Genomic DNA, 20,001 nt, shown 5'->3' with positions numbered 1-20,001 from the left:
CCCTCCTAACGTTTACGCGTTTTGCCCTTCAGCAGCGGCTTCATCTTCAATGCCCAATTCTTCTTTGATCCAGTCATAGCCTTCAGCTTCCAGACGCTGGGCAAGCTCTGGTCCACCTGATTTAACAACACGGCCTTGCATCATAACATGCACGACATCTGGTGTGATATAGTTCAATAGACGTTGATAGTGTGTAATGATCAGGCATCCAAAATTTTCGTCACGCAATTTATTTATACCTTTTGAAACGACCTTTAACGCATCAATATCCAATCCGGAGTCGATCTCATCCAGAATAGCAATTTCTGGCTTGATCATCATTAATTGGAGAATTTCGTTCCGCTTTTTCTCTCCACCAGAGAATCCTTCGTTCAAATAGCGTTGTGCCATGTTTTTATCAATTTCCAGAAAATCTAAAGTGTTATCCATTTCTTTAATAAATTTCATTAATGGGATTTCATCGCCTTCTTCCCGGCGTGCATTAATGGAAGAACGTAAAAAGTCAGAAGTTGTTACCCCACTAATTTCGCTTGGATATTGCATACCAAGGAATAGACCGGCACGCGCACGTTCATCAACTTCCATTTCCAATACATCTTCTCCATCCAGTAAAACACTTCCTTGAGTTACCTCATATTTTGGATGACCCATGATTGCGGATGCAAGGGTTGATTTACCTGTTCCGTTCGGTCCCATTACTGCGTGAAATTCGCCACCCTTTATTGTAAGGTTCACACCTTTTAAAATCTCTTTCCCTTCGATTGATACATGAAGATCTTTAATTTCTAGTGTTGATCCTGCCATATCGATACCTCCAATTGCTAATGTGTGTATTTATCAAATGGATAAATATCCATTCTCAATTTATTCTCATTACAATCTTATATCATTTCGAATGTATATTCAACTCTTTCAGATGATAATAACACGAAGATTTATATTGTATCTCTAGTCTAACATAAAGTGAAACTTCATTCAGTGGAGATGCCTTTTACTCACTGATAATAAGAAAAAAGGCCAACCCCTTTGTTCGGCTCAGTTGTATCACCTTTGTAAACTGCGTCCTGCAAACGAAGAACAGAATCGGACATTTACGAGCACGTTATGTATTCAACCGTCATATACTATTGTATCTCTAAATAAATGTTCACGACAAACAAAAGTGCTGGCGCCTCATTAAAGAGTTACCAGCACTGATTATCTTTATCTATGCAAATGACTATCGATCTCTGCTACCACATGCTTACATTGTTCATACTCTCGCTGTCTTCGTTTCTCAACAATGAGTCGTTTGTCAAGCTTCCTCCCGTACTCGGCATAACCAATTCCATGAGACTGCTGCATCGCCTTCTCCATTTCGGGAGTGTAATTCATCCGTATTCCACTATGAATAGTGAATCATCCTTTCATTTTATTTACAAATATAAGCGTAACACAAGGACAATTCCCATTACAAAACGCGTATAAACGTCAAATGATTCATAGTAAGTGAAATAACCTGCTATTAAAAAGATAATCATTCTTTTTCATGAAATGCCCTTAATTACATCCTTATACTGTCAATTACTCCACGTTCACTAATGAAGCATAACAATTTTACTCTTCGCCACCGACGGGAACAATCGCGCCATCATACTTATCCAAAATAAAATCTTGAATTTCCTTTGAATGTAACACATCAACTAACGTATTCAATGCTTTATTATCTTTATCCTCCGAACGTACTGCTACAACATTTACATACGGTGATTCCTCACCTTCCAAAATAAGTGCATCATCCTTAGGTTTCAATCCAGCTCCGACTGCAAAGTTTGTATTAATGGCAACAAGAACATTGTCCTCGGAATTGTACAGTTCCGGTAATATTTCTGCATTATAATCTGGTGAGAACTTCAAGTGTTTTGGGTTTTCAACAATGTCATCCAGAGTTGCTTCTTCCATATTGCTACTCTTATCCAATTTAATAAGCCCAGCTTTTTCAAATAAGGATAATACACGTCCATGATCTGCCACGGAATTACTCAAAATAACTTCCGTACCATCTTTCACATCATCAATACTGTCAAAATCCTTCGAGTAAACACCCATTGGCTCAATATGAATGCCATCAATATAATCCAAATCATATCCAGTATCTTTTATCGCATTTTCTAAATAAGGTATATGCTGGAAGTAGTTTGCATCTAAATCACCGTCTGCAAGGGCATCATTTGGCAACACATAATCCTGGTATTCTTCAATTTTCAAGTTAATCCCTTTTTCTTTAAGGATTGGCTTTGCTTTCTCTAGTATCTCGGCATGCGGAACGCTGGTTGCTCCAACTTTAATGGTTGTGCTGCCGTCATCGCTTTTTTTACCTTCATCGGAATTACCACATGCTGCTAAAACTAGTAAAACAAATACAGAAACAATTGCTAAGATCTTTTTCATAATAATTTTTCCCCTTTTCCAAATTGTCTGGCTTCAGTGCCCGGCGGCTAGTGGACTTCCTTCACCTCCGTACGATAAATCAACATCGTTTCAGCGGACAAAGGAAGGCCGACTAAGAACGGGCTGTCGCTCGGGCGTCGGCATACCCCTGTTTTAGTGGCATGTTTCCTTTATCTCCTGCGGTAGGAATGTTTGGTTAAGACCGCTGCTTTGCGCAGCAACACCGAACCACCCTTCTTGTCAGGTCGCAGTCCATACGCCGCTAAATGGGCACTTACGCCTTTCTATCGCTTATCTAATTTATTGGAAATAAAGTCTCCAATGAACTGAAAAATAAATACAATTAGTACAATAACAACAGTACAAACAAACACAATGTCGAACTCACGCCGCTGGAATCCGAAATAATAAGCGTAATTCCCTAAACCACCGGCACCGATAACACCTGCCATTGCGGTATAACCGATCAAAGCAATCGCTGTGACGGTTAAACCGGAAGCTAATGCTGGCATGGATTCTGGGAGCAAGACACGAAAAATAATGGTTTTTGTTTTTGCCCCCATGGATTTAGCTGCCTCTACAACCCCTTTATCCACCTCCTTTAAGGCAATTTCCACCAATCGTCCATAAAATGGGGCAGCTCCAATAATTAATGCCGGAAGAGCTGCATTCGGTCCCCGTATCGTTCCCATTAAAAAGTTAGTGAATGGAAATAGCAGCAAAATTAAAATAATAAACGGGATTGCTCGGAAAATATTAACCACCGCAGCAACAATAAAATTAATTAACTTATTCTGCCAAATACCACCCTTGGTCGTCAGATATAGCAGCAGTCCGAGCAAAATGCCAAGGATAAACGTGCCAATCAATGCCAAGATGGTCATATAAAACGTCTCATAGGTGGCCTCCCAAAAATCTTCCATTTTCAGGTTCGGAAATAAATCAGCTAGCATCATGCACCACCTCCACTTCTACTGAGGTAGTTCGGATAAAATCAATTGCCTTGTCCAAATCAGCTGCTTCACCCAGTAATTGGACAAATAATGTCCCATAAGCTCCAGCTTGTGTCTGGGTAATTTTCCCCTGCAAAATATTGATATCAATCGCAAATTCCTTTACCACCTTACTAATGAGTGCCTGATTCGTGGTTTCTCCAATAAAATGCAAGCGAACAATTTTTCCGCGATCATGAATATTTATCAACTCAGTTATATCCTCATGATCATCTGCTGCACCCATTACTTGTTCTACAAACCGTTTCGTCACTTGTTGTTTCGGCCGTGAAAACACATCCAGCACATCTCCTTGCTCGACAATTTTGCCATTTTCCATTACTGCCACCTGGTTACAAATTTTACGAATAACGTGCATTTCATGAGTGATTAAAATAATGGTTAATCCAAGCTGTTTATTAATATCAACCAATAAACTCAAAATGGAATTGGTTGTTTCCGGATCAAGCGCCGATGTTGCCTCATCACACAATAATACTCTTGGATCGTTTGCCAGCGCCCTAGCGATGCCAACCCGTTGTTTCTGTCCACCACTTAACTGGGACGGGTAGGCATTCTCCCGTTCAGAAAGCCCTACCAGGTCAATTAATTCTTGCACCCGCTTGTCCCGTCTCACCTTTGGCACACCGGCAATTTCTAAAGGAAAAGCAATGTTATCTTTTACCGTACGTGACCAAAGCAGATTAAAGTGCTGAAAAATCATCCCAATCTCTTGCCGTGCCAGACGGAGCTGTTTCGCATTCATGTTCGTGATTTCCCTCCCATGAATGACAATTCGCCCGCTTGTCGGCTCCTCCAATCGGTTCAGCAGCCGAACAAAGGTACTTTTACCGGCTCCGCTATAACCAATCACGCCGAATATTTCACCTTCCTTGATGTCTAGCGTTAAATCATCAACAGCAGTAATATTCTTATTATTAGATGTATAAACTTTGCTTAACCCATCAATTGAAATCAAGTGTAGTCCTCCTTTTCCGTTGTTATCATTCCAGTAAGGTTGAGTCGGTGTCATTGTAAGACGATTGATTATCACTTATTATACCCCGCCAAAACAGAAAAACGCCCATCTGTTAAGAGAACAGAAAGACGTCATTATACTTTCACGTTCCCTCATCTGTCAAAGAAAAACTTTGCAGGAATTGGCACCTTTCAAACGAATTATTTGAAGGTTGCCGCGGGTTCATAGGGCCAGTCCCTCCACCGCTCAAGATAAGAGATAATGCATATTAAATTGCTAATGATGAAATTGATATTAGCACTTAAATTCTGAAGTGTCAATACGGCAATAAATAGTCCGCTAATTCCTAATTTAAGCATTATTCGCAAACAGTTCCGGTTTATATTCCAGTAGATAATGATAGATATGGCCAATCGAGCGGAATGCATACACCCGTTCCTTAATCTCCCCACCCTGTTTGATTAACAAGCATGGGACACTTTCAATCTTGTAATTCTGCATAAACTCCGGATTTAGTGAAGCATTCATCGCATAGAAAACGTCTGTGCCATGAACCGATTCAATTTTATCCAGCATTGTTCTAGCCAGTTTGCATGTGCCACACAATGGGGTAAAAATATATACGAAATAATTCTCTTTTGTCATTACTTCCTCTGTAAACTGTTGCAACATGAATCACCCTACATTAAAAATATCGGATTAACGTCAATGCGTTTGCCTGCCAAGATTGTTGCGAGTACCTGTTCAGGAGTTGTTGCTACTTCCCGAAATTCACTACTGACATACAAATGTTTGGCATGCGGCAATTCCCGGGCCAATTGTTTACGCAGCTTGATCCCCGATTCATCCTCATCAACTAAAATAAAGACGTCTTTATTATCTAAATCATACGTGTATAAAAGCTCGTCAAACCGTTCCACACCAAGCGTTCCATTCGTACAGACAATTTCCAAGTCTTCTGTGATCACCTTGTTAATTTGCTTTTTATCGGTTAGCCCCTCAACAATAATCACTTTATCCGATTCATGTATCATGATCCCACAGCACTCCTTCATAAATCAAGCAAAAAAGTCCTTGCAACATTAGCCTATGATGTGAACAAGGCTGACTTTACACCATTTTCAAGGTGCAAGCCAGCCTTCTGGTACGATACGTGCATTCATGGGAAAATTAGCCTTCCTGAATAACTTCCGCATATTGTTTTGCAGATAACAATTCATCTAATTCTGATTCATCAGAAGGTTCAACAACGACCATCCATGCTTTTTCATATGGTGATTCATTCACGAATTCGGGACTGTCATCCAATTCTTCATTCACTTCAACGACTTTACCGCTGATTGGTGCATATAACTCCGAGACTGTCTTTACAGATTCGACACTTCCAAAAGGCTCGTCTGCTTCAATATCGTCACCAACTTCTGGTAATTCAACAAATACAATGTCACCCAACTCATCTTGCGCGAAATCAGTAATCCCGATTCGTACGTTGTTATCTTCCTTTTTTACCCATTCGTGTTCTTCTGAATATAATAAGTCTTCCGGTAAACTCATTGAAATCCCCTCCGTTAATTCATTAAAATAATACTATAACTATACTAGGTATTCCTGTTTATTTCTAGTGTTTCATCTTCATTTATAACCAGTTTTCCTGGAATAGTTCTTCCTTAAATCCAACCGTTACCTTCTGGCCATCCGTTACAATCGGCCGTTTAATTAACATCCCGTCTGATGCGAGCATTTCTGCCATTTCCCCAATACTTGCATTTTTAATTTTTTCCTTAAAATTCCCCTCACGATACTTTTTCCCGCTCGTATTAAAAAACTTCTTTGCGGGCTGCCCACTTTTTTTGATCAACTCCAACAGTTCATCTTTTGATGGCGGGCTGTCCACGATATGTATGCTTGTATAATCAACGTTGTGGTCATCCAGCCACTTCTTTGCCTTTTTGCATGTACCACAGTTTGGGTACCAATAAAATGATAACGTCATAAGGGACCCTCCTTTGCTTGTTTGTTTAGATTGCATTTATTATAGCAGAAGTAGGCGGGAACAGTCGAAGGAACTGCAAGCAGAAAGAAAAATTTTATAATATTCAAATAAAAAAATAGTAGCTTGCTATTTTTTATAGTATACTTGAGCACAGGTTAACAACAAAGCGCTAACTTTTGAACATATAAGAAAAGAGGCTCTTGGATGAAAAAGTATTACGAAGCCCGGCATATTTTTATCTCCATCAGCATCGTCGTAGCAGTTGCAGCTCCTATATTTTTGTTGTTTGTGCCTATAGCGATTGCTAACAATGTCCACTATACGAAAGAAAACTGGTTTGTATTTCTTTCACCAAGCGTATATTGGTTATATGGCGCAGGATTTTTCCTGTTACTGGTTGCAGCCCTTCTTCCTGCTATTTTTTATGTCAAAAAAATTCCTGTTTCACTTAGTATCATGAGTGTTGTTTTAAGCTTATTTGTTTTCTATGCAGCATCACAGCATCATCAAGTATTGTCAGATAATGCCATCTCTTATCAGCCTTTATTTTCACAAACTGAATACACCTATTCATGGGACAACTTAAAAAGAGTCGTTCATCACGCAAACATCGATGGAAGTACCTCCAAGTACGTGTTCCAATTTAAAGATGGTAACAAACTAACCATCCGTGACAATGGATATTTTGAAAATATCAAAATCCGATTACGTCATAAATTGCAGGATCAGGGCATTCAAATTAAAGCCGCAGCCTCAGGATAAACGTGCTATACTATAGGAAAACAAACATCGTAAAGAAAGGATGTATGTGGTATGGAGAAAAATATACTCGTAACGAGGACGACCATAAAGATATCGTGAAAGAACAGCACTTAACCTATGATGACTATGCCGCAATCGATGATGGCAATCGTTACGAATTGGTGAAGGGGCAATTAGAATTGATGAGCCCTGCACTGGATTATGGAACCTGTTAGCGGTTTCCTAGAACAATACACACTCCAAGGGGACCAGTACACGATCTTTGATGTCTTCCAAGGTGATATGACAGTAACCTCTCCAACCATTCCTTGGATTTCCTTTACGATGGCACAGATCATGGATAACATCCCTGAAATCAAAAACTAACAAAACCCTGCACACCAATGTATACAGGGTCTTTACATTCATTACACGTAATATTTCTCTTCTTCAATAATGCCTTTAGCGATCTCACGTTTTTTTCCAATTACATTAGTTGGCGTATGACGGGTTAATTTACGTAATGACGATAACATCATCCGTAATGTGTCGCCTTCCTCAACGGCAATTAATGTTTCCTTGGCATTTGCCTCAACCCGGTTGAACGCTTCTTGAACATATACTTGTGTGTAAAGCAGTTTTTGTTTATTTTTCTCTTCACCCGATTGAGTAATTGCTTTTTCCGTACGAAGGATGGCCGCTTCCATATTGTATACATCGTTCACCATATCAGCAAGGTTTACTAAAATTTCTTGCTCATCTTCCAGCTTTTGCATATATTTTTGTGCAGCTAGACCAGCGCCAAGCAAGACCATTTTCTTCGCATTTTTCAGGAGATATTTTTCCTGTTCCAGTGCTTCATCGCCAACTTCTTCCGGCATCATCATCATGAGCTCTTCCTGCAAGCCTTGTGCTTTTTGCAGTAGTGGCAATTCACCCTTCATTGCTTTTTTCAGCAATGTCCCTGGCACAATAAGGCGATTGATCTCGTTCGTTCCTTCAAAAATTCGGTTGATCCTAGAATCTCGGTACATACCGGCAACTTCATATTCTTCCATGAAGCCATAACCGCCGTGTAGCTGGACGGCTTCGTCAACGACATAATCAAGAACTTCCGAAGCAGAAAATTTGTTTAGGGAACATTCAATTTGGTATTCCGCAATTGCTTTGGCTACTTCTTTCCCATCTTTTAATTGTTCATCCGATAGGGCACCCATGCGTTGTTCAAACAGACCCACTGTACGATAAACGGCGCTTTCATTTGCATATATTTCCGCTGCCATTGTAGCTAACTTTTCCTGTGTTAACGAAAAATGTGAAATCGGCGTATTAAATTGTTTACGCTCGTTTACATATTTCGTAGCTACTTCAAGACCGCGTTTTGAACTGCCAACAGCGCCAATGGCTAATTTATAACGTCCCACATTCAGGATATTGAAAGCAATTTTATGTCCTTTACCTTTTTCACCTAATAAATTTTCCACGGGAACTTCCGCATCTTCCAAAATCAATGTCCGTGTCGATGAACTCTTGATTCCCATTTTGTCTTCTTCGTTCCCTGTGGAGACACCCGGGAATGCACGTTCCACGATAAATGCGGAGAAATGCTCCCCATCTATTTTTGCATAGACTACAAATACATCTGCAAACGCAGAGTTAGTGATCCATTGTTTTTCCCCATTTAGAATATAATGGGTACCAGCCCCATTTAATTTAGCGGTTGTTTTTGCACCTAGCGCATCAGAGCCTGAAGAAGGTTCGGTTAGTGCATACGCTGCTAAAAGTTCACCTGTTGCCAGCTTCGACAAATATTTTTTCTTTTGTTCCTCGTTTCCAAAAAATACAATCGGAAGGGAGCCAATACCAACGTGAGCCCCATGTGTAATTCCAAATCCGCCCGCACGAGCCATTTTTTCCGTGATCAACGATGAACTGATTTTATCTAATGCGAGACCATCATATTCTTCCGGAACATCCGCTCCTAATAATCCGAGCTCCCCTGCCTTTTTAAGCAAATCAACTGAATAGTCAAATTCATGATGTTCCAGTTTATCTTTCACAGGTAAAACTTCACCTGTAATGAATTCTTCGGTTGTTTTGGCAATCATTTTGTGTTCTTCAGTAAAATCCTCTGGTGTGATAACATCATCGCCAGTTAAATCTTCTACCAAAAATGCGCCACCTTTAAATAATTTTTCTGTTGTTTCACTCATTGTTACCGTCCCTTTCCATTGTGAATTCATTTTATGTGGAAATGCAGGCAAGAAAGAAGGTGGAGATTAATCCATCTCTATTCGCCCATTCGTACTTTCTATTAGATTACAAGAGTTCAAACACGCCGGCAGCGCCCATTCCGCCACCGATACACATTGTCACAACACCATATTGAACGTTGCGACGTTTCATTTCATGCATCAGACTTAACGTTAATTTCGTACCGGTCATACCAAGTGGATGACCAAGGGCAATCGCTCCCCCGTTGACATTGACAATATTCGGATCCAAATCCAATGCCCGAATAACCCGGACAGATTGCGAGGCAAATGCTTCATTCAACTCAAACAATCCAATATCTGATAGTTCTAGCCCAGCAATTTTTAGTGCCTTAGGTACAGCTTCAATCGGTCCAACACCCATAATTTCCGGTTCCACCCCAGCTACAGCAAAGGAACGGAATTTCACAAGCGGTGTCAGTCCTTCCGCTTTGGCTTTTTCTTTATCCATTAGTAATACAGATGCGGCTCCATCACTCATTTGCGAGGAGTTACCGGCTGTAACCGACCCTTTGATATTAAAGGCTGGACGAAGCTTTGCCAATACATCGATCGTCGTTCCAGGGCGGACTCCTTCATCCATCTCAAACATAGAACTTTTTTCTTCAATTTTGTTATTTTTCCCTACCACACGTTCGGTTACTTCAACCGGAATAATTTCATCCTTGAACTTGCCTTCCTGGATTGCTTTTGCTGCGCGTTCATGACTTTGTACTGCAAACGCGTCCTGATCCGCCCGGGAAATGTCAAAACGGTTAGCCACTTCTTCTGCGGTATGTCCCATTCCCATATAGTAACCTGGCGCATCTTGAACAAGCTTCGAATTTGGCTTAATCACATGACCACCCATTGGTATAAGACTCATCGATTCTGCTCCACCAGCAATCATCGTATCGCTTGCTCCCACCATAATTCGCTCGGCAGCAAAGGCGATGCTTTGCAAACCGGACGAACAAAAGCGGTTAATTGTAATCCCGGGAACATCATTCCTAAGCCCTGCTAATCCCGCGATGTTTCGTGCCATATTCGCCCCTTGTTCCGCTTCAGGCATGGCACAACCAATAATGACATCATCAATATTTCCATCATAATTCCCTGCTCGTTTTAGTGTTTCCTTTATCGTTAAAGCCGCTAAATCATCAGGTCTGGAATGTGCCAGTGATCCCTTTTTGGCTTTTCCAACAGGGGTCCTTGCACCTGCAACAATTACTGCTTCCTTCACCTTTCATCCCCCTCTTCTATTTGTTCTGTGTTGGAGCGCTCGACATTGATGGGCGCCCCGGCTTTTCTAGTTACGTAATGGTTTTCCTTTGAGTAGCATGTGTTGCATTCTTGCTTGCGTTTTTGGTTCCCCAATTAGGCTTAAGAATGCTTCGCGCTCTAGATCTAACATGACTTGTTCGTCAATGACCGTGCCTTCTTTTACCCGGCCACCAGAAAGTACATAGGCCATTTTTTCGGCGATTTTCACATCATGGTCTGATGCATAACCACTTAATTGCAGTGATTTAGCGCCCATCAACATTGCCGCATACCCTGCATCACCAACTACTGGAACCTTTTCGCGTTTTGGTGCTTGATAACCGGCATTCGCTAAAGCTAGTACTTTTTCTTTCGCATCATGCAATAGATGATCCGGATTCGTACTAATGGCATCGTTATTATTTAAGAAACCGTTCTCCCGTGCTTCTGCAGCCGATGTTGACACTTTGGCAGTAGCAACTTTTTCAAACACATCATTTGTTACCTTCGTCAGATCAAAATCAATTCCTTTTGGCAGATTACGCAGTTCTTTTAAATAAAGCTCTTTCATACCACCGCCGCCTGGGATGAGGCCAACTCCTGCTTCTACTAATCCCATATATGTTTCAGGGGATGCCTGAATTGCTGCAGCTGGCAAGCAAACTTCTGCTCCGCCGCCAAGTGCCATATTAAATGGTGCCGATACAACCGGCTTATTCGAATACTTAATGGTTAACCCAACATTTTGGAATTGACGGATCACCATATCCAATTCAAAGAAATTATCATCTTGTGCTTCCATCAGCATCAAGGCTAGGTTTGCCCCAACACAGAAGTTTTTCCCCTGGTTACCGATAACAAGTCCTTCGTAATTTTTCCCAACTTCTTCAATAGCAAAGTTGATCATTTGGATTACATCAAGACCAATGGCATTGCTTTTCGAAGTGAATTCCAGTGCAGCAACCCCATCTCCTAAATCTATTAAACTAGCTCCTGTATTCTTTTTAATAACCCCGTTGACATCTTTTAATCGTTTTAGATTAATTTCTTTCTTATTAAAATGCTGTTGTTTATAATCACCATGGTCATAGTAATACTTGTTTCCATTAGATTCTTTATAGAACGATTCATTGCCTTCTTCCAAAAACGTAAGCACCCATCCCGGAACCGCGTCGCCTTCTTGTTGCATTCGTTCTACTGACTCACGTACACCGATGGCATCCCATGATTCAAATGGGCCAAGTTCCCAGCCGAATCCCCATTTCATCGCCTGATCAATGGAAACGATATCATCGGCAATTTCACCGACAAGCTCGGCGGAATAAATAAGGGCTGGCTTCATCACCGACCAAACCAAATCACCGGCCCGGTCTCCTTTAGCAGAAACAAGCGCTTTCAATTTGCGGCGGGGACCCTTTTGCTGTTTAGCCGCTTCTGTTGCCGCTGTTTTTAATTTCTTACGGTCCTCGTATTCCATTGTTTTCGGATTTAATTCATAAATTGTACTGCCCGATTTATCTTTCTTTTTCAGGAAAAATCCTTGACCACTCTTTGCACCTAACCAGCCTTTTTCCTGCATTGTTAATAGGAAGTCTGGTACATCAAATATGTTTTTCTCTTCTCCATCCACTTGATCGTAAACATTTTTTGCTACGTGAATAAACGTATCCAGTCCGACTACATCCAGCGTACGGAAAGTAGCACTTTTTGGACGGCCAATCATCGGTCCAGTAACAGAATCAACTTCTCCGACACTATATCCTTCCGCAAGCATCTTTTGTACCGTAACGAGAAGTCCATAAGTTCCGATTCGGTTTGCGATAAAGTTTGGTGTATCCTTTGCTTCCACTACACCTTTTCCAAGTACATTTTCCCCAAATGTCTTCATGAACGCCAAAACTTCCGGATCTGTACCTTTTGTAGGCGTAACTTCTAATAGTTTTAAGTAGCGCGGTGGATTGAAAAAGTGAGTTCCAAGAAAATGTTTTCGAAAATCTTCTGAGCAATCAGCTGCCATTGCTTCAATCGAAATCCCTGAGGTATTGGAGCTGACAATTGTCCCTTGCTTGCGAACCTTGTCGACATTTGCAAATACTTGTTTTTTAATATCCAATCGTTCTACAACAACTTCAACAATCCAATCGACATCAGCCAATTTCTCCATATCATCATCCATATTACCAACCTCAATTAAATCGAGACTATCCTTGGTCGTAATCGGTGATGGTTTTTGTTTTAACAAGGCTTTTTTACTTTGGGCAGCCATACGGTTTCTTACCGCACGATCATCCAACGTCAAACCTTTTTTCACTTCGTCTTTGGTCAGTTCCTTTGGCACAATATCGAGCATAATTGTTGGTATCCCAACATTAGCCAAATGAGCAGCAATTCCGGATCCCATTACACCAGACCCTAATACTGCAGCACGCTTGATTGTTCGTGACATGATTTCTCCCCCTATCTTCACTTGAATGAATACTCATTCATTTTACTGTGAAAAATAAAAGATAGTTCCCTATCCATCTGTAATTTAGTATAAATCATTTTCAGATACTTTGCAATAAAAACAATGCGTTATATACAGTGAAACTTTATGCAGTAGGGGCCGACGCACAGGGCGTGACGGTTTTAGCCTGTCCTTTCCACCCCCACTGAACAAAGGAATCTGCTTTTCGATTTTATCCAGGTATGAGGAAAGCAAATCCTTATTTAAAATAATCTTCCAATCCAGCAACAATACCCTTAGCTGCCTTTTCCTGATAGCTAGCCGTTTTGAGAAGCTTCTGTTCCTTTGAATTACTAATAAAACCAAGCTCAATTAGTACAGCTAGTTGCATATTATCTCGTAACACTTGAAAATCTGCTTGTTGCGCCCCACGATCAGTGAGGTTTACCTGCTTGATCAGTGCCTTCTGGATAGAATTCGCAAGCTCTTGATTCTCACTACCATCATAGAAAAAGGTATGGATCCCATGAACTGATTGATTTTCCGATGCATTATAGTGCAGACTAATAAACGCATCTGTATCAGTAGAGTTACTAATTTGCGTCCGTTCTTCTAAGGAAATAAATATGTCATCCGTCCGGGTTAATGTAACCGAAGCCCCTTTATCACGTAATTGATCTTCAACTTTTTTAGCAGTAGATAGTGTTAATGTTTTTTCATATACCTTTGATCCAATCGCACCGGTGTCTTTTCCACCATGACCCGGATCAATAACGAAATGATAACCGTACAGTGGTTTTTCAGCCTTGTCCTTCGTTGGAAGATCCTGCTTTTCTTCCTTATTTTTGGTTTCGACAGCCTTCTCCGCTTTTTCGACATCATTTTCACCAGGTTTTGCTTCTGATTCTTTATCGTCATCTTTTTGCTTCGGTTTTTCCACTGACTCTACTTTTTTGGTCTCTTCTATTTTTTGTTGCGAATCAGCTTCTTCATTTGTATCTGACATCACGCTATCTGTTGTTTCATTTTCTTCATCAAGCAAATATAAAGCCACCCATACTTCATTTCCGTTGTAAAATGTTTTTCCCCAACCAAATGATTCTTGAAAAATCGTAACCTTTTCACCCTGTTTCAATTTTGTAATAATTGGTGCCTTGCTATCAGGGGCATTGCGTAATCTTACTGCTGGTGCTTTCACTGTATACAGTTTCCCATTTTCTATTGATTTATCGGACTTCGTATTTATTTCTGAAGAAGTGGTAGTTTGTGCTTGCTGTTCATTTACGTCCGGTTGTCCGGCACCTACCTGATCCGTTTGTGTATCATTCACTGCTGCCAGTTGATGTAATGCAGCCCATGCTTCTTCTCCATTGTAAAATGTTTTTCCCCAACCAAATGATTCTTGAAAAATCGTAACCTTTTCCCCCTGTTTTAGTTCAGCGAGAACAGTTGCATTTTGGTCTGGTGCATCCCGTAATGCTAATGTTGCAGAATCGACTTGGTACAGTTGCCCACTGTCTGCATGAACTGTTGGCAGATATAAAAATAGGCAAACAAATAAGCCGATGCCTATAATAATGTTATTTTTCATAATGGTCTCCTCCAATTAGTAGATTGCTATATTGACAGGTTTGCCAATAAATTCTACTAATATACATTCCAATTGAAATAATTAGATTGTTAGTTTTAGCAGGAGGTGATTCCAACGTACTTTAATAAGGAAGAAAATTAGCGAAACATTAGGAGCAGAAAGCTTACTTAAAAATAAAAACCCAAGAGAAATCCCGGGTTTTTACTCCATATCACAAGCAGTATCTAAAGGGGTTCAAGTACCATTGTTGACAAACCACAACTCAACAAATCTGTCCTGATTTAGATAGACGTACACAAGATTAAGATGATTGACATTCCCTGCAATAGCCATAAACCTCAAACTTGTGCCCTACGATGTCAAAATCATCTAATTTCGGTAAAGCATCCATCGGACAATTTTCTATAACACGGGTCTTCCCGCATTTTAAACAGATGAAGTGATGATGGTGATCATGGGTCGAGCAGCTTAATTGATATTTTTTTTCTCCATTCAGTTCCGTTTCTTCAATGATTCCCAACTCGCCAAACAGCGCTAAGTTCTGGTAAGCGGTAGCGTAACTTAAACCTGGATAATCCTTTTTTAAGTAATCAATAATTTCTTTTCCCGACACATATTTTGGATTCCGGTCCAAATAAAAAAGTATCTTTTCCCTTTTCCTGGTGATTTTATATCCATTTAATTTTAATTTCTGAAAGGCTTCATCTATCATCATATATATCACCGCACTCCTTTCAAAAAAGCTTCCTCTTCATTGTAGCAGAGTGCGTCAAAAAAAATAAGTCATCGACGACATGAAGAGGTACCGGCGAACGTTATAATAGAGGTCAGATAAACGCGGCATCATACGATTTAGTATATAATGATAGAATTATAAAGTGAAACTTCATTCATTGGAGATTTCCAACGAACTCAGACGTTCTAATACAGGCGAAGACATAAAGACGTGACGTTCTTACCCTGCCTTTCCTCCCACACCTTAATTAAGGACCTCCCTCTTACCTTTTTTGATGTCTCCTCAACATTTGAAGCGGGAGTCCTACCGTCCATTAAGAGTGGGGTAAATTTTTCCGTATGCGATGTTGCAGTGTCATCACAATTACTTTCTGAATAAGAAACGCAACCAGCAAGAGAATGACGAGAAATAACGTGATGGTTGGCCCAGGTGGAGTTCCTAACTGATAAGAAGAAATTAAACCTGTGAAAATACCGATTAACGAAACAATCACAGCTGTAATAAGAACCATGATAAACCCTTTTGCAATTCGTATCGCTAGTGCAGCAGGCAATACCAAAAGGGCGGACACCAATAGGGCGCCAACAGTCGGAATAATGATGGAAATGGCCAGTCCGGCTGTCATACTAAAAGAAAGGGATAAAAGATGTGTATTCACCCCACTAGCAAAGGCTGTATCTTCATCAAACGTTAATAAATATAACGGTTTTCTTAAGATAAAGAAATAAAGTAAAATAAATACGGTTATAATGGAAATGATATAAACTTGTTTCGGACTGATCGTTACAAGCGACCCAAACAAATATTGATCAATCGTTGTTGTCATGCCACCTTCGCTTAAACTGATCAAAAACATGGCAAGCGATAAACCAGCCGCCATTAAGATGGCAATCGACACCTCTGAGTAGCTTTGGTACGCCCTTCGCATATATTCTATCCCCATCGCACCAATGATAACGACCAGAATACTGGAGATGGTCACTTCTGCATGAAAGAAAAAACCGATAGCTACTCCCGCTAAAGAAATATGCGATAACGTATCCGCCATTAATGCCTGTCTTCGCAAGACAAGAAAAACACCTAAGATTGGTGCTATAACGCCGATGAATCCACCAACCCAGAATGCCCGTTGCATGAATCCGAGATCAAACATTTCCATTCTCCGTGTTCCTCTCTTTCCAAACGAATGTGTTTATCCAAATAGTTTTGCGCCTCATCCAGATCATGTGTCACCATGATAACTGTTCTGTTATGCGCTTTTACCTGGTGGTACATAAACTGATAGAATTCCGTCCGGCTTTCCACATCCATTCCGGTTGTGGGCTCATCTAATACAAATGCATCCGGTTCAGATGCTAAAGCACGGGCAATACATATTTTTTGTTTCTGTCCGCCTGATAACGAACCAATTTTATGACGACGATATTCCCACATGCCAACCATTTTCAAGGCGTTTTCCACCAGTTCCACATCCGTTCGATCCAGTCGTTTAAACCATTTTCCTTTCTGATATCTCCCTGACTTAACAAGCTCCATCACCGTACTTGGAAAACCAACATTAAAAGAAGCAATCTGTTGCGGAACATAGGCAACTTTCATTCGCTGTCCTTGATCATTTTTTTTACTAACCGTCACTTTTCCTTGCCAAGGCTTTAACAGACCGAGCATGAGTCTTAGTAATGTCGATTTTGATGCCCCGTTTTGTCCCGTTATTCCGACAAATTGTCCGCTTTTTATTTCAAGTGATACACCGTTAATAACTGGAACATGAGAATAACCAAACACAGTGTTCTCCAACGTAATAAGATTCATAACGTACTCCTCCTTTTAAACATACATGAGGAAAGGGCGTACTTTTTATTGCTACATGTGCACACCCCTATCCTCATTAATTCATTAGTTCTGTAATGCATTCTTGAGCATATCGAGATTATCCTCCATTACCGTTATATAATCCAGTCCTTTTTCCTGTTCTTCTTTACTTAAGCCTTCAAGCGTGTGTAATATTTCGGTTTTAGCTCCAACTTCGTCTGCGAGTGTTTTGGCAACTTTAGGTGAAGCCAATTCTTCGAAGAAAATGACGTTCACATCATGTTGTTTCGCAAAATCTTTTAATTCAGCAAGTTTCGCTGGACTTGGTTCCTGGTCCGGTGATAACCCGGCAATCGGAACTTGTTTCAGTCCATATTCTTTTGCTAAATACCCGAAAGCGGCATGCTGTGTGATCACTTCCTTCTTTGAAACATCTTTAAGCACTGTCCGGTATTGCTGATCAAGCTCCTTTAACTGATCTATATACGCTTGGCTATTTTTTTTATAAACATCTTCGTTTTCTGGATCTTGCTCAATTATCGCATTCGTAATATTCTCTACCTCTTTTTGCGCAAGTACCGGACTCAACCAAACGTGCGGGTCCAAACCACCGTGATCATGTTCGTGTGCATCTTCATGTTCGTGTTCGTCTTCATGTGCATGGTCATCTCCGTCTTCATGGTCATCTCCATCATGGTCATGCTCCCCGTGGTGATGATGTTCTTCTCCTTCCATTAAATCAATATCCTGACTTGCCTCTACCATTTGCGAATGCTCATTATCCATACTCTTTTCAACGGAGGGCACCCATGTTTCCATGGAAGGACTGTTATATACAAACATATCTGCCTGTTGGATAGTTGCCACATCTTTTGGTGAAGGATCCCAATCATGTGGTTCTGTCGTAGCTGGAATTAAAAGATCAACTTGGGCTTGGTCCTTGACAATATTCTTTGTAAATTCATACATCGGATAAAAGGTCGTAACAATATGCAACTTCTCTGAATCGGATGAAGAATTATTTGATTTATTGTCTTCTTTTGATTGGCTTGTTGCATTTCCGCAGCCTGCCAATATCAAAATGCAAGTTGATAGAAGTGCGATAATTAACTTTACACGTTTCATATTTGTTTCCCCCATTTCATAATAATCTAAATCCGTAACAATTACGTTTGATGCAGGTCTACTTTTCCATCTAAAATACCTTAACCTGTCATCCTTTTAATAGTTAAACTTTCTAACAATTTTATAAGTGTAATGATTACACTTTAAATCTAAAAATAAATTCTTCTTTTTTACCAGCTTGACTTTTTCACACCAGGAATTTGTCCTTTATGGGCCAGTTCACGAAAAGCAATCCGGGACATCTTAAATTTTCTTATATAGCCTCTTGGTCTTCCGGTTAATTCACAACGATTATGTAATCGTGTTGGTGATGAATCTCTCGGCAACTTTCTTAACGCTTCATAGTCTCCTTTTTCTAATAACTGTTTACGAAGCGCTGCATACTTTATCACTGTTTCCTGCCTCTTTTTTTCCTTAGCAATCTTGGATTTTTTAGCCATTTCAAACATTCCTCCCTTCGCTTCACTAGATTCAAACAATATAACTGTAACCATTACACTTTATGAATTAAGGTAAAACGTAATCGTTACTATTTACGATTATTACCTTACCATTCTTTTTTCGATTTGACAAGAGCGAGTGTATTATTTAAAAAAGTAACCTTCATTCAGCGGGGGCTTTTCCCGGCTGAATGTTAGTTGAACAGAATCGTACCTTTACGAACCGTTGACTCCCACTTTTCTTTTTTGGTTTCCCCTCAAAATCTTGAAGTAGGAGTCTTACTGCCCGTTAAGAGTGGGATAAACGTTCGATGGCAAATTGCAATAGATAATTATCTCCCGCGCATCTAAAAGACCAATCCCTTTAACCCTTGAAGGACAACGAAAATGCCAAGACCAAGAATTAAAACCGAAGATAATAGCGCCAATGTACCCATCACCCGCCAGTTTTCCATCCATTTGATGGAGTCTCCTAACCGAACCACAAGCAAACCAATCATACTCATCGTAATGGCACCTCCGACAGAAAAAGCAGCGACAAAACTAAGACCAACAGAAATATGTTGCGCTCCAATGGCGGCTAAGAGAACAGCTAAAGCGCTCGGACAAGGAATGAGTCCGATAAAAAAACCAAGTGCTAATAAACGCGATGGGGAGGATGGACTTTCATGTATATGAATGTTATGATGAAGCCCATGATGATGCTCGCATGGTTCAGCATATCCATAACCATATCCAACCTTTTCCATAACCACAATTTGCGGTCGTATCCGTCGATAAAGGATCTTTACACCTAAATATGTAATGACAATCCCAGAGATTAGTTGGATCCAATAGACGATTCCCCCGGGAAGAAACGATTGAACTGCAGATGTAGCCACAAAGGCCAGAATAATGATGGATAACGTATGGGCAATTGCAGTAGATACGCCTAAAAAGACGGCATCTTTTATTGTCGCTCGTGAAGAAATAAGATACGCCGTAATTACCCCTTTTCCATGCCCTGGTTCTAATGAATGCAAGGCGCCAAGGCCCATAGCTACCAAAATAACATAAATGATTCCCATGTTTTTCCTCCTTATAATTGGCCCTACCTTTTACCCCACTGAATTAAAGAACAAAGACTAAGTTCTCGGCCTTCTGAGTTACAACACCCTTATGACTCGCATCGTGCAGGCTGGAGACAACATCGGATTTTCCT

Annotated in this window: 21 protein-coding genes and 1 riboswitch; of the genes, 2 read left to right on the top strand and 19 right to left on the bottom strand. The window is 40.4% G+C overall.

What is annotated here, in order from left to right; all coding sequences use genetic code 11:
* Positions 1-12: 12 nt before the first annotated feature.
* The 9 genes from sufC to WMZ97_RS16750 form a co-directional block, all read right to left on the bottom strand.
* Positions 13-804 carry a Fe-S cluster assembly ATPase SufC gene (gene sufC, locus WMZ97_RS16790; RefSeq protein ID WP_343273250.1) on the bottom strand — a complete coding sequence of 264 codons (792 nt, stop codon included), beginning with the start codon at positions 802-804 and terminating at the stop codon, positions 13-15.
* 399 nt (positions 805-1,203) lie between these two features.
* The gene (locus WMZ97_RS16785; RefSeq protein WP_343273249.1) at positions 1,204-1,374 is read right to left on the bottom strand and encodes a hypothetical protein; all 171 of its coding nucleotides are present in this window, start codon (positions 1,372-1,374) and stop codon (positions 1,204-1,206) included.
* Between the two features lie 222 nt (positions 1,375-1,596).
* Positions 1,597-2,430 (bottom strand): MetQ/NlpA family ABC transporter substrate-binding protein, encoded by an 834-nt coding sequence (locus WMZ97_RS16780; RefSeq protein WP_343273248.1) that lies wholly within the window; start codon positions 2,428-2,430, stop codon positions 1,597-1,599.
* A gap of 284 nt (positions 2,431-2,714) precedes the next feature.
* A complete protein-coding gene (locus tag WMZ97_RS16775; RefSeq protein WP_343273281.1) occupies positions 2,715-3,383 on the bottom strand; it encodes a methionine ABC transporter permease in 669 nt (222 codons plus the stop codon).
* Complete coding sequence (locus tag WMZ97_RS16770; RefSeq protein WP_343273247.1) at positions 3,373-4,401, bottom strand: methionine ABC transporter ATP-binding protein; 1,029 nt, start codon at positions 4,399-4,401, stop codon at positions 3,373-3,375. The genes WMZ97_RS16775 and WMZ97_RS16770 overlap by 11 nt, the downstream gene beginning before the upstream one ends.
* A gap of 149 nt (positions 4,402-4,550) precedes the next feature.
* Positions 4,551-4,659: riboswitch (SAM riboswitch) on the bottom strand.
* A 93-nt stretch (positions 4,660-4,752) separates the two neighbouring features.
* The gene (locus WMZ97_RS16765) at positions 4,753-5,073 is read right to left on the bottom strand and encodes a thioredoxin family protein (protein WP_343273246.1); all 321 of its coding nucleotides are present in this window, start codon (positions 5,071-5,073) and stop codon (positions 4,753-4,755) included.
* 8 nt (positions 5,074-5,081) lie between these two features.
* Positions 5,082-5,435 carry a toprim domain-containing protein gene (locus tag WMZ97_RS16760; RefSeq protein ID WP_343273245.1) on the bottom strand — a complete coding sequence of 118 codons (354 nt, stop codon included), beginning with the start codon at positions 5,433-5,435 and terminating at the stop codon, positions 5,082-5,084.
* A gap of 136 nt (positions 5,436-5,571) precedes the next feature.
* Positions 5,572-5,955 (bottom strand): glycine cleavage system protein GcvH, encoded by a 384-nt coding sequence (gene gcvH, locus WMZ97_RS16755; protein WP_343273244.1) that lies wholly within the window; start codon positions 5,953-5,955, stop codon positions 5,572-5,574.
* A gap of 82 nt (positions 5,956-6,037) precedes the next feature.
* Positions 6,038-6,394, bottom strand: coding sequence for an arsenate reductase family protein (locus tag WMZ97_RS16750; RefSeq protein ID WP_343273243.1), 357 nt, complete (start codon positions 6,392-6,394; stop codon positions 6,038-6,040).
* 204 nt (positions 6,395-6,598) lie between these two features.
* On the opposite strand from WMZ97_RS16750, the gene WMZ97_RS16745 reads away from it, so the two are divergent.
* A complete protein-coding gene (locus tag WMZ97_RS16745) occupies positions 6,599-7,156 on the top strand; it encodes a hypothetical protein (protein WP_343273242.1) in 558 nt (185 codons plus the stop codon).
* A gap of 44 nt (positions 7,157-7,200) precedes the next feature.
* Entirely contained in the window at positions 7,201-7,371 is a 171-nt protein-coding gene (locus tag WMZ97_RS16740; protein ID WP_343273241.1) for a hypothetical protein, read from the top strand.
* 192 nt (positions 7,372-7,563) lie between these two features.
* On the opposite strand, the gene WMZ97_RS16735 is transcribed toward WMZ97_RS16740, so the two are convergent.
* From WMZ97_RS16735 to WMZ97_RS16690, 10 genes are all read right to left on the bottom strand, one after another.
* Positions 7,564-9,348, bottom strand: a complete 1,785-nt coding sequence (locus WMZ97_RS16735) for an acyl-CoA dehydrogenase family protein (RefSeq protein ID WP_343273240.1) — start codon at positions 9,346-9,348, stop codon at positions 7,564-7,566.
* Between the two features lie 106 nt (positions 9,349-9,454).
* Entirely contained in the window at positions 9,455-10,630 is a 1,176-nt protein-coding gene (locus WMZ97_RS16730; RefSeq protein ID WP_343273239.1) for an acetyl-CoA C-acetyltransferase, read from the bottom strand.
* Between the two features lie 66 nt (positions 10,631-10,696).
* Positions 10,697-13,096 carry a 3-hydroxyacyl-CoA dehydrogenase/enoyl-CoA hydratase family protein gene (locus WMZ97_RS16725; RefSeq protein ID WP_343273238.1) on the bottom strand — a complete coding sequence of 800 codons (2,400 nt, stop codon included), beginning with the start codon at positions 13,094-13,096 and terminating at the stop codon, positions 10,697-10,699.
* A gap of 259 nt (positions 13,097-13,355) precedes the next feature.
* Entirely contained in the window at positions 13,356-14,687 is a 1,332-nt protein-coding gene (locus tag WMZ97_RS16720) for an N-acetylmuramoyl-L-alanine amidase (RefSeq protein WP_343273237.1), read from the bottom strand.
* Positions 14,688-14,988: 301 nt separating this feature from the next.
* A complete protein-coding gene (locus tag WMZ97_RS16715; RefSeq protein WP_343273236.1) occupies positions 14,989-15,402 on the bottom strand; it encodes a Fur family transcriptional regulator in 414 nt (137 codons plus the stop codon).
* A gap of 334 nt (positions 15,403-15,736) precedes the next feature.
* Complete coding sequence (locus WMZ97_RS16710; protein WP_343273235.1) at positions 15,737-16,582, bottom strand: metal ABC transporter permease; 846 nt, start codon at positions 16,580-16,582, stop codon at positions 15,737-15,739.
* Positions 16,516-17,235, bottom strand: a complete 720-nt coding sequence (locus WMZ97_RS16705; RefSeq protein WP_343273234.1) for a metal ABC transporter ATP-binding protein — start codon at positions 17,233-17,235, stop codon at positions 16,516-16,518. Before WMZ97_RS16705 ends, WMZ97_RS16710 begins: the two co-directional genes overlap by 67 nt.
* Before the next feature lie 84 nt (positions 17,236-17,319).
* Complete coding sequence (locus WMZ97_RS16700) at positions 17,320-18,360, bottom strand: metal ABC transporter substrate-binding protein (protein ID WP_343273233.1); 1,041 nt, start codon at positions 18,358-18,360, stop codon at positions 17,320-17,322.
* 170 nt (positions 18,361-18,530) lie between these two features.
* On the bottom strand, positions 18,531-18,800 hold the full coding sequence (rpsN, locus tag WMZ97_RS16695; RefSeq protein WP_343273232.1) for a 30S ribosomal protein S14: 270 nt from the start codon (positions 18,798-18,800) through the stop codon (positions 18,531-18,533).
* Positions 18,801-19,147: 347 nt separating this feature from the next.
* A complete protein-coding gene (locus WMZ97_RS16690; RefSeq protein ID WP_343273231.1) occupies positions 19,148-19,867 on the bottom strand; it encodes a HoxN/HupN/NixA family nickel/cobalt transporter in 720 nt (239 codons plus the stop codon).
* Between the last annotated feature and the right edge of the window lie 134 nt (positions 19,868-20,001).

Origin of the sequence: Lentibacillus songyuanensis (assembly GCF_039548255.1) — a bacterium.
Classification (GTDB): domain Bacteria; phylum Bacillota; class Bacilli; order Bacillales; family Amphibacillaceae; genus Lentibacillus_C; species Lentibacillus_C songyuanensis.
The sequence above is the reverse complement of the archived record's forward strand: the minus strand, read 5'-3'. Positions and strand labels throughout refer to the sequence as shown.

Coding starts and splice junctions, on each gene's coding strand:
- WMZ97_RS16720 (WP_343273237.1), bottom strand. CDS start 14,687: ATGAAAAATAACATTATTATAGGCATCGGCTTATTTGTTTGCCTATTT.
- WMZ97_RS16750 (WP_343273243.1), bottom strand. CDS start 6,394: ATGACGTTATCATTTTATTGGTACCCAAACTGTGGTACATGCAAAAAG.
- rpsN (WP_343273232.1), bottom strand. CDS start 18,800: ATGGCTAAAAAATCCAAGATTGCTAAGGAAAAAAAGAGGCAGGAAACA.
- WMZ97_RS16700 (WP_343273233.1), bottom strand. CDS start 18,360: ATGAAACGTGTAAAGTTAATTATCGCACTTCTATCAACTTGCATTTTG.
- WMZ97_RS16705 (WP_343273234.1), bottom strand. CDS start 17,235: ATGAATCTTATTACGTTGGAGAACACTGTGTTTGGTTATTCTCATGTT.
- WMZ97_RS16725 (WP_343273238.1), bottom strand. CDS start 13,096: ATGTCACGAACAATCAAGCGTGCTGCAGTATTAGGGTCTGGTGTAATG.
- WMZ97_RS16780 (WP_343273248.1), bottom strand. CDS start 2,430: ATGAAAAAGATCTTAGCAATTGTTTCTGTATTTGTTTTACTAGTTTTA.
- WMZ97_RS16710 (WP_343273235.1), bottom strand. CDS start 16,582: ATGGAAATGTTTGATCTCGGATTCATGCAACGGGCATTCTGGGTTGGT.
- WMZ97_RS16785 (WP_343273249.1), bottom strand. CDS start 1,374: ATGAATTACACTCCCGAAATGGAGAAGGCGATGCAGCAGTCTCATGGA.
- WMZ97_RS16740 (WP_343273241.1), top strand. CDS start 7,201: ATGTGGTATGGAGAAAAATATACTCGTAACGAGGACGACCATAAAGAT.
- WMZ97_RS16745 (WP_343273242.1), top strand. CDS start 6,599: ATGAAAAAGTATTACGAAGCCCGGCATATTTTTATCTCCATCAGCATC.
- gcvH (WP_343273244.1), bottom strand. CDS start 5,955: ATGAGTTTACCGGAAGACTTATTATATTCAGAAGAACACGAATGGGTA.
- WMZ97_RS16775 (WP_343273281.1), bottom strand. CDS start 3,383: ATGCTAGCTGATTTATTTCCGAACCTGAAAATGGAAGATTTTTGGGAG.
- WMZ97_RS16735 (WP_343273240.1), bottom strand. CDS start 9,348: ATGAGTGAAACAACAGAAAAATTATTTAAAGGTGGCGCATTTTTGGTA.
- WMZ97_RS16690 (WP_343273231.1), bottom strand. CDS start 19,867: ATGGGAATCATTTATGTTATTTTGGTAGCTATGGGCCTTGGCGCCTTG.
- WMZ97_RS16715 (WP_343273236.1), bottom strand. CDS start 15,402: ATGATGATAGATGAAGCCTTTCAGAAATTAAAATTAAATGGATATAAA.
- WMZ97_RS16765 (WP_343273246.1), bottom strand. CDS start 5,073: ATGTTGCAACAGTTTACAGAGGAAGTAATGACAAAAGAGAATTATTTC.
- sufC (WP_343273250.1), bottom strand. CDS start 804: ATGGCAGGATCAACACTAGAAATTAAAGATCTTCATGTATCAATCGAA.
- WMZ97_RS16760 (WP_343273245.1), bottom strand. CDS start 5,435: ATGATACATGAATCGGATAAAGTGATTATTGTTGAGGGGCTAACCGAT.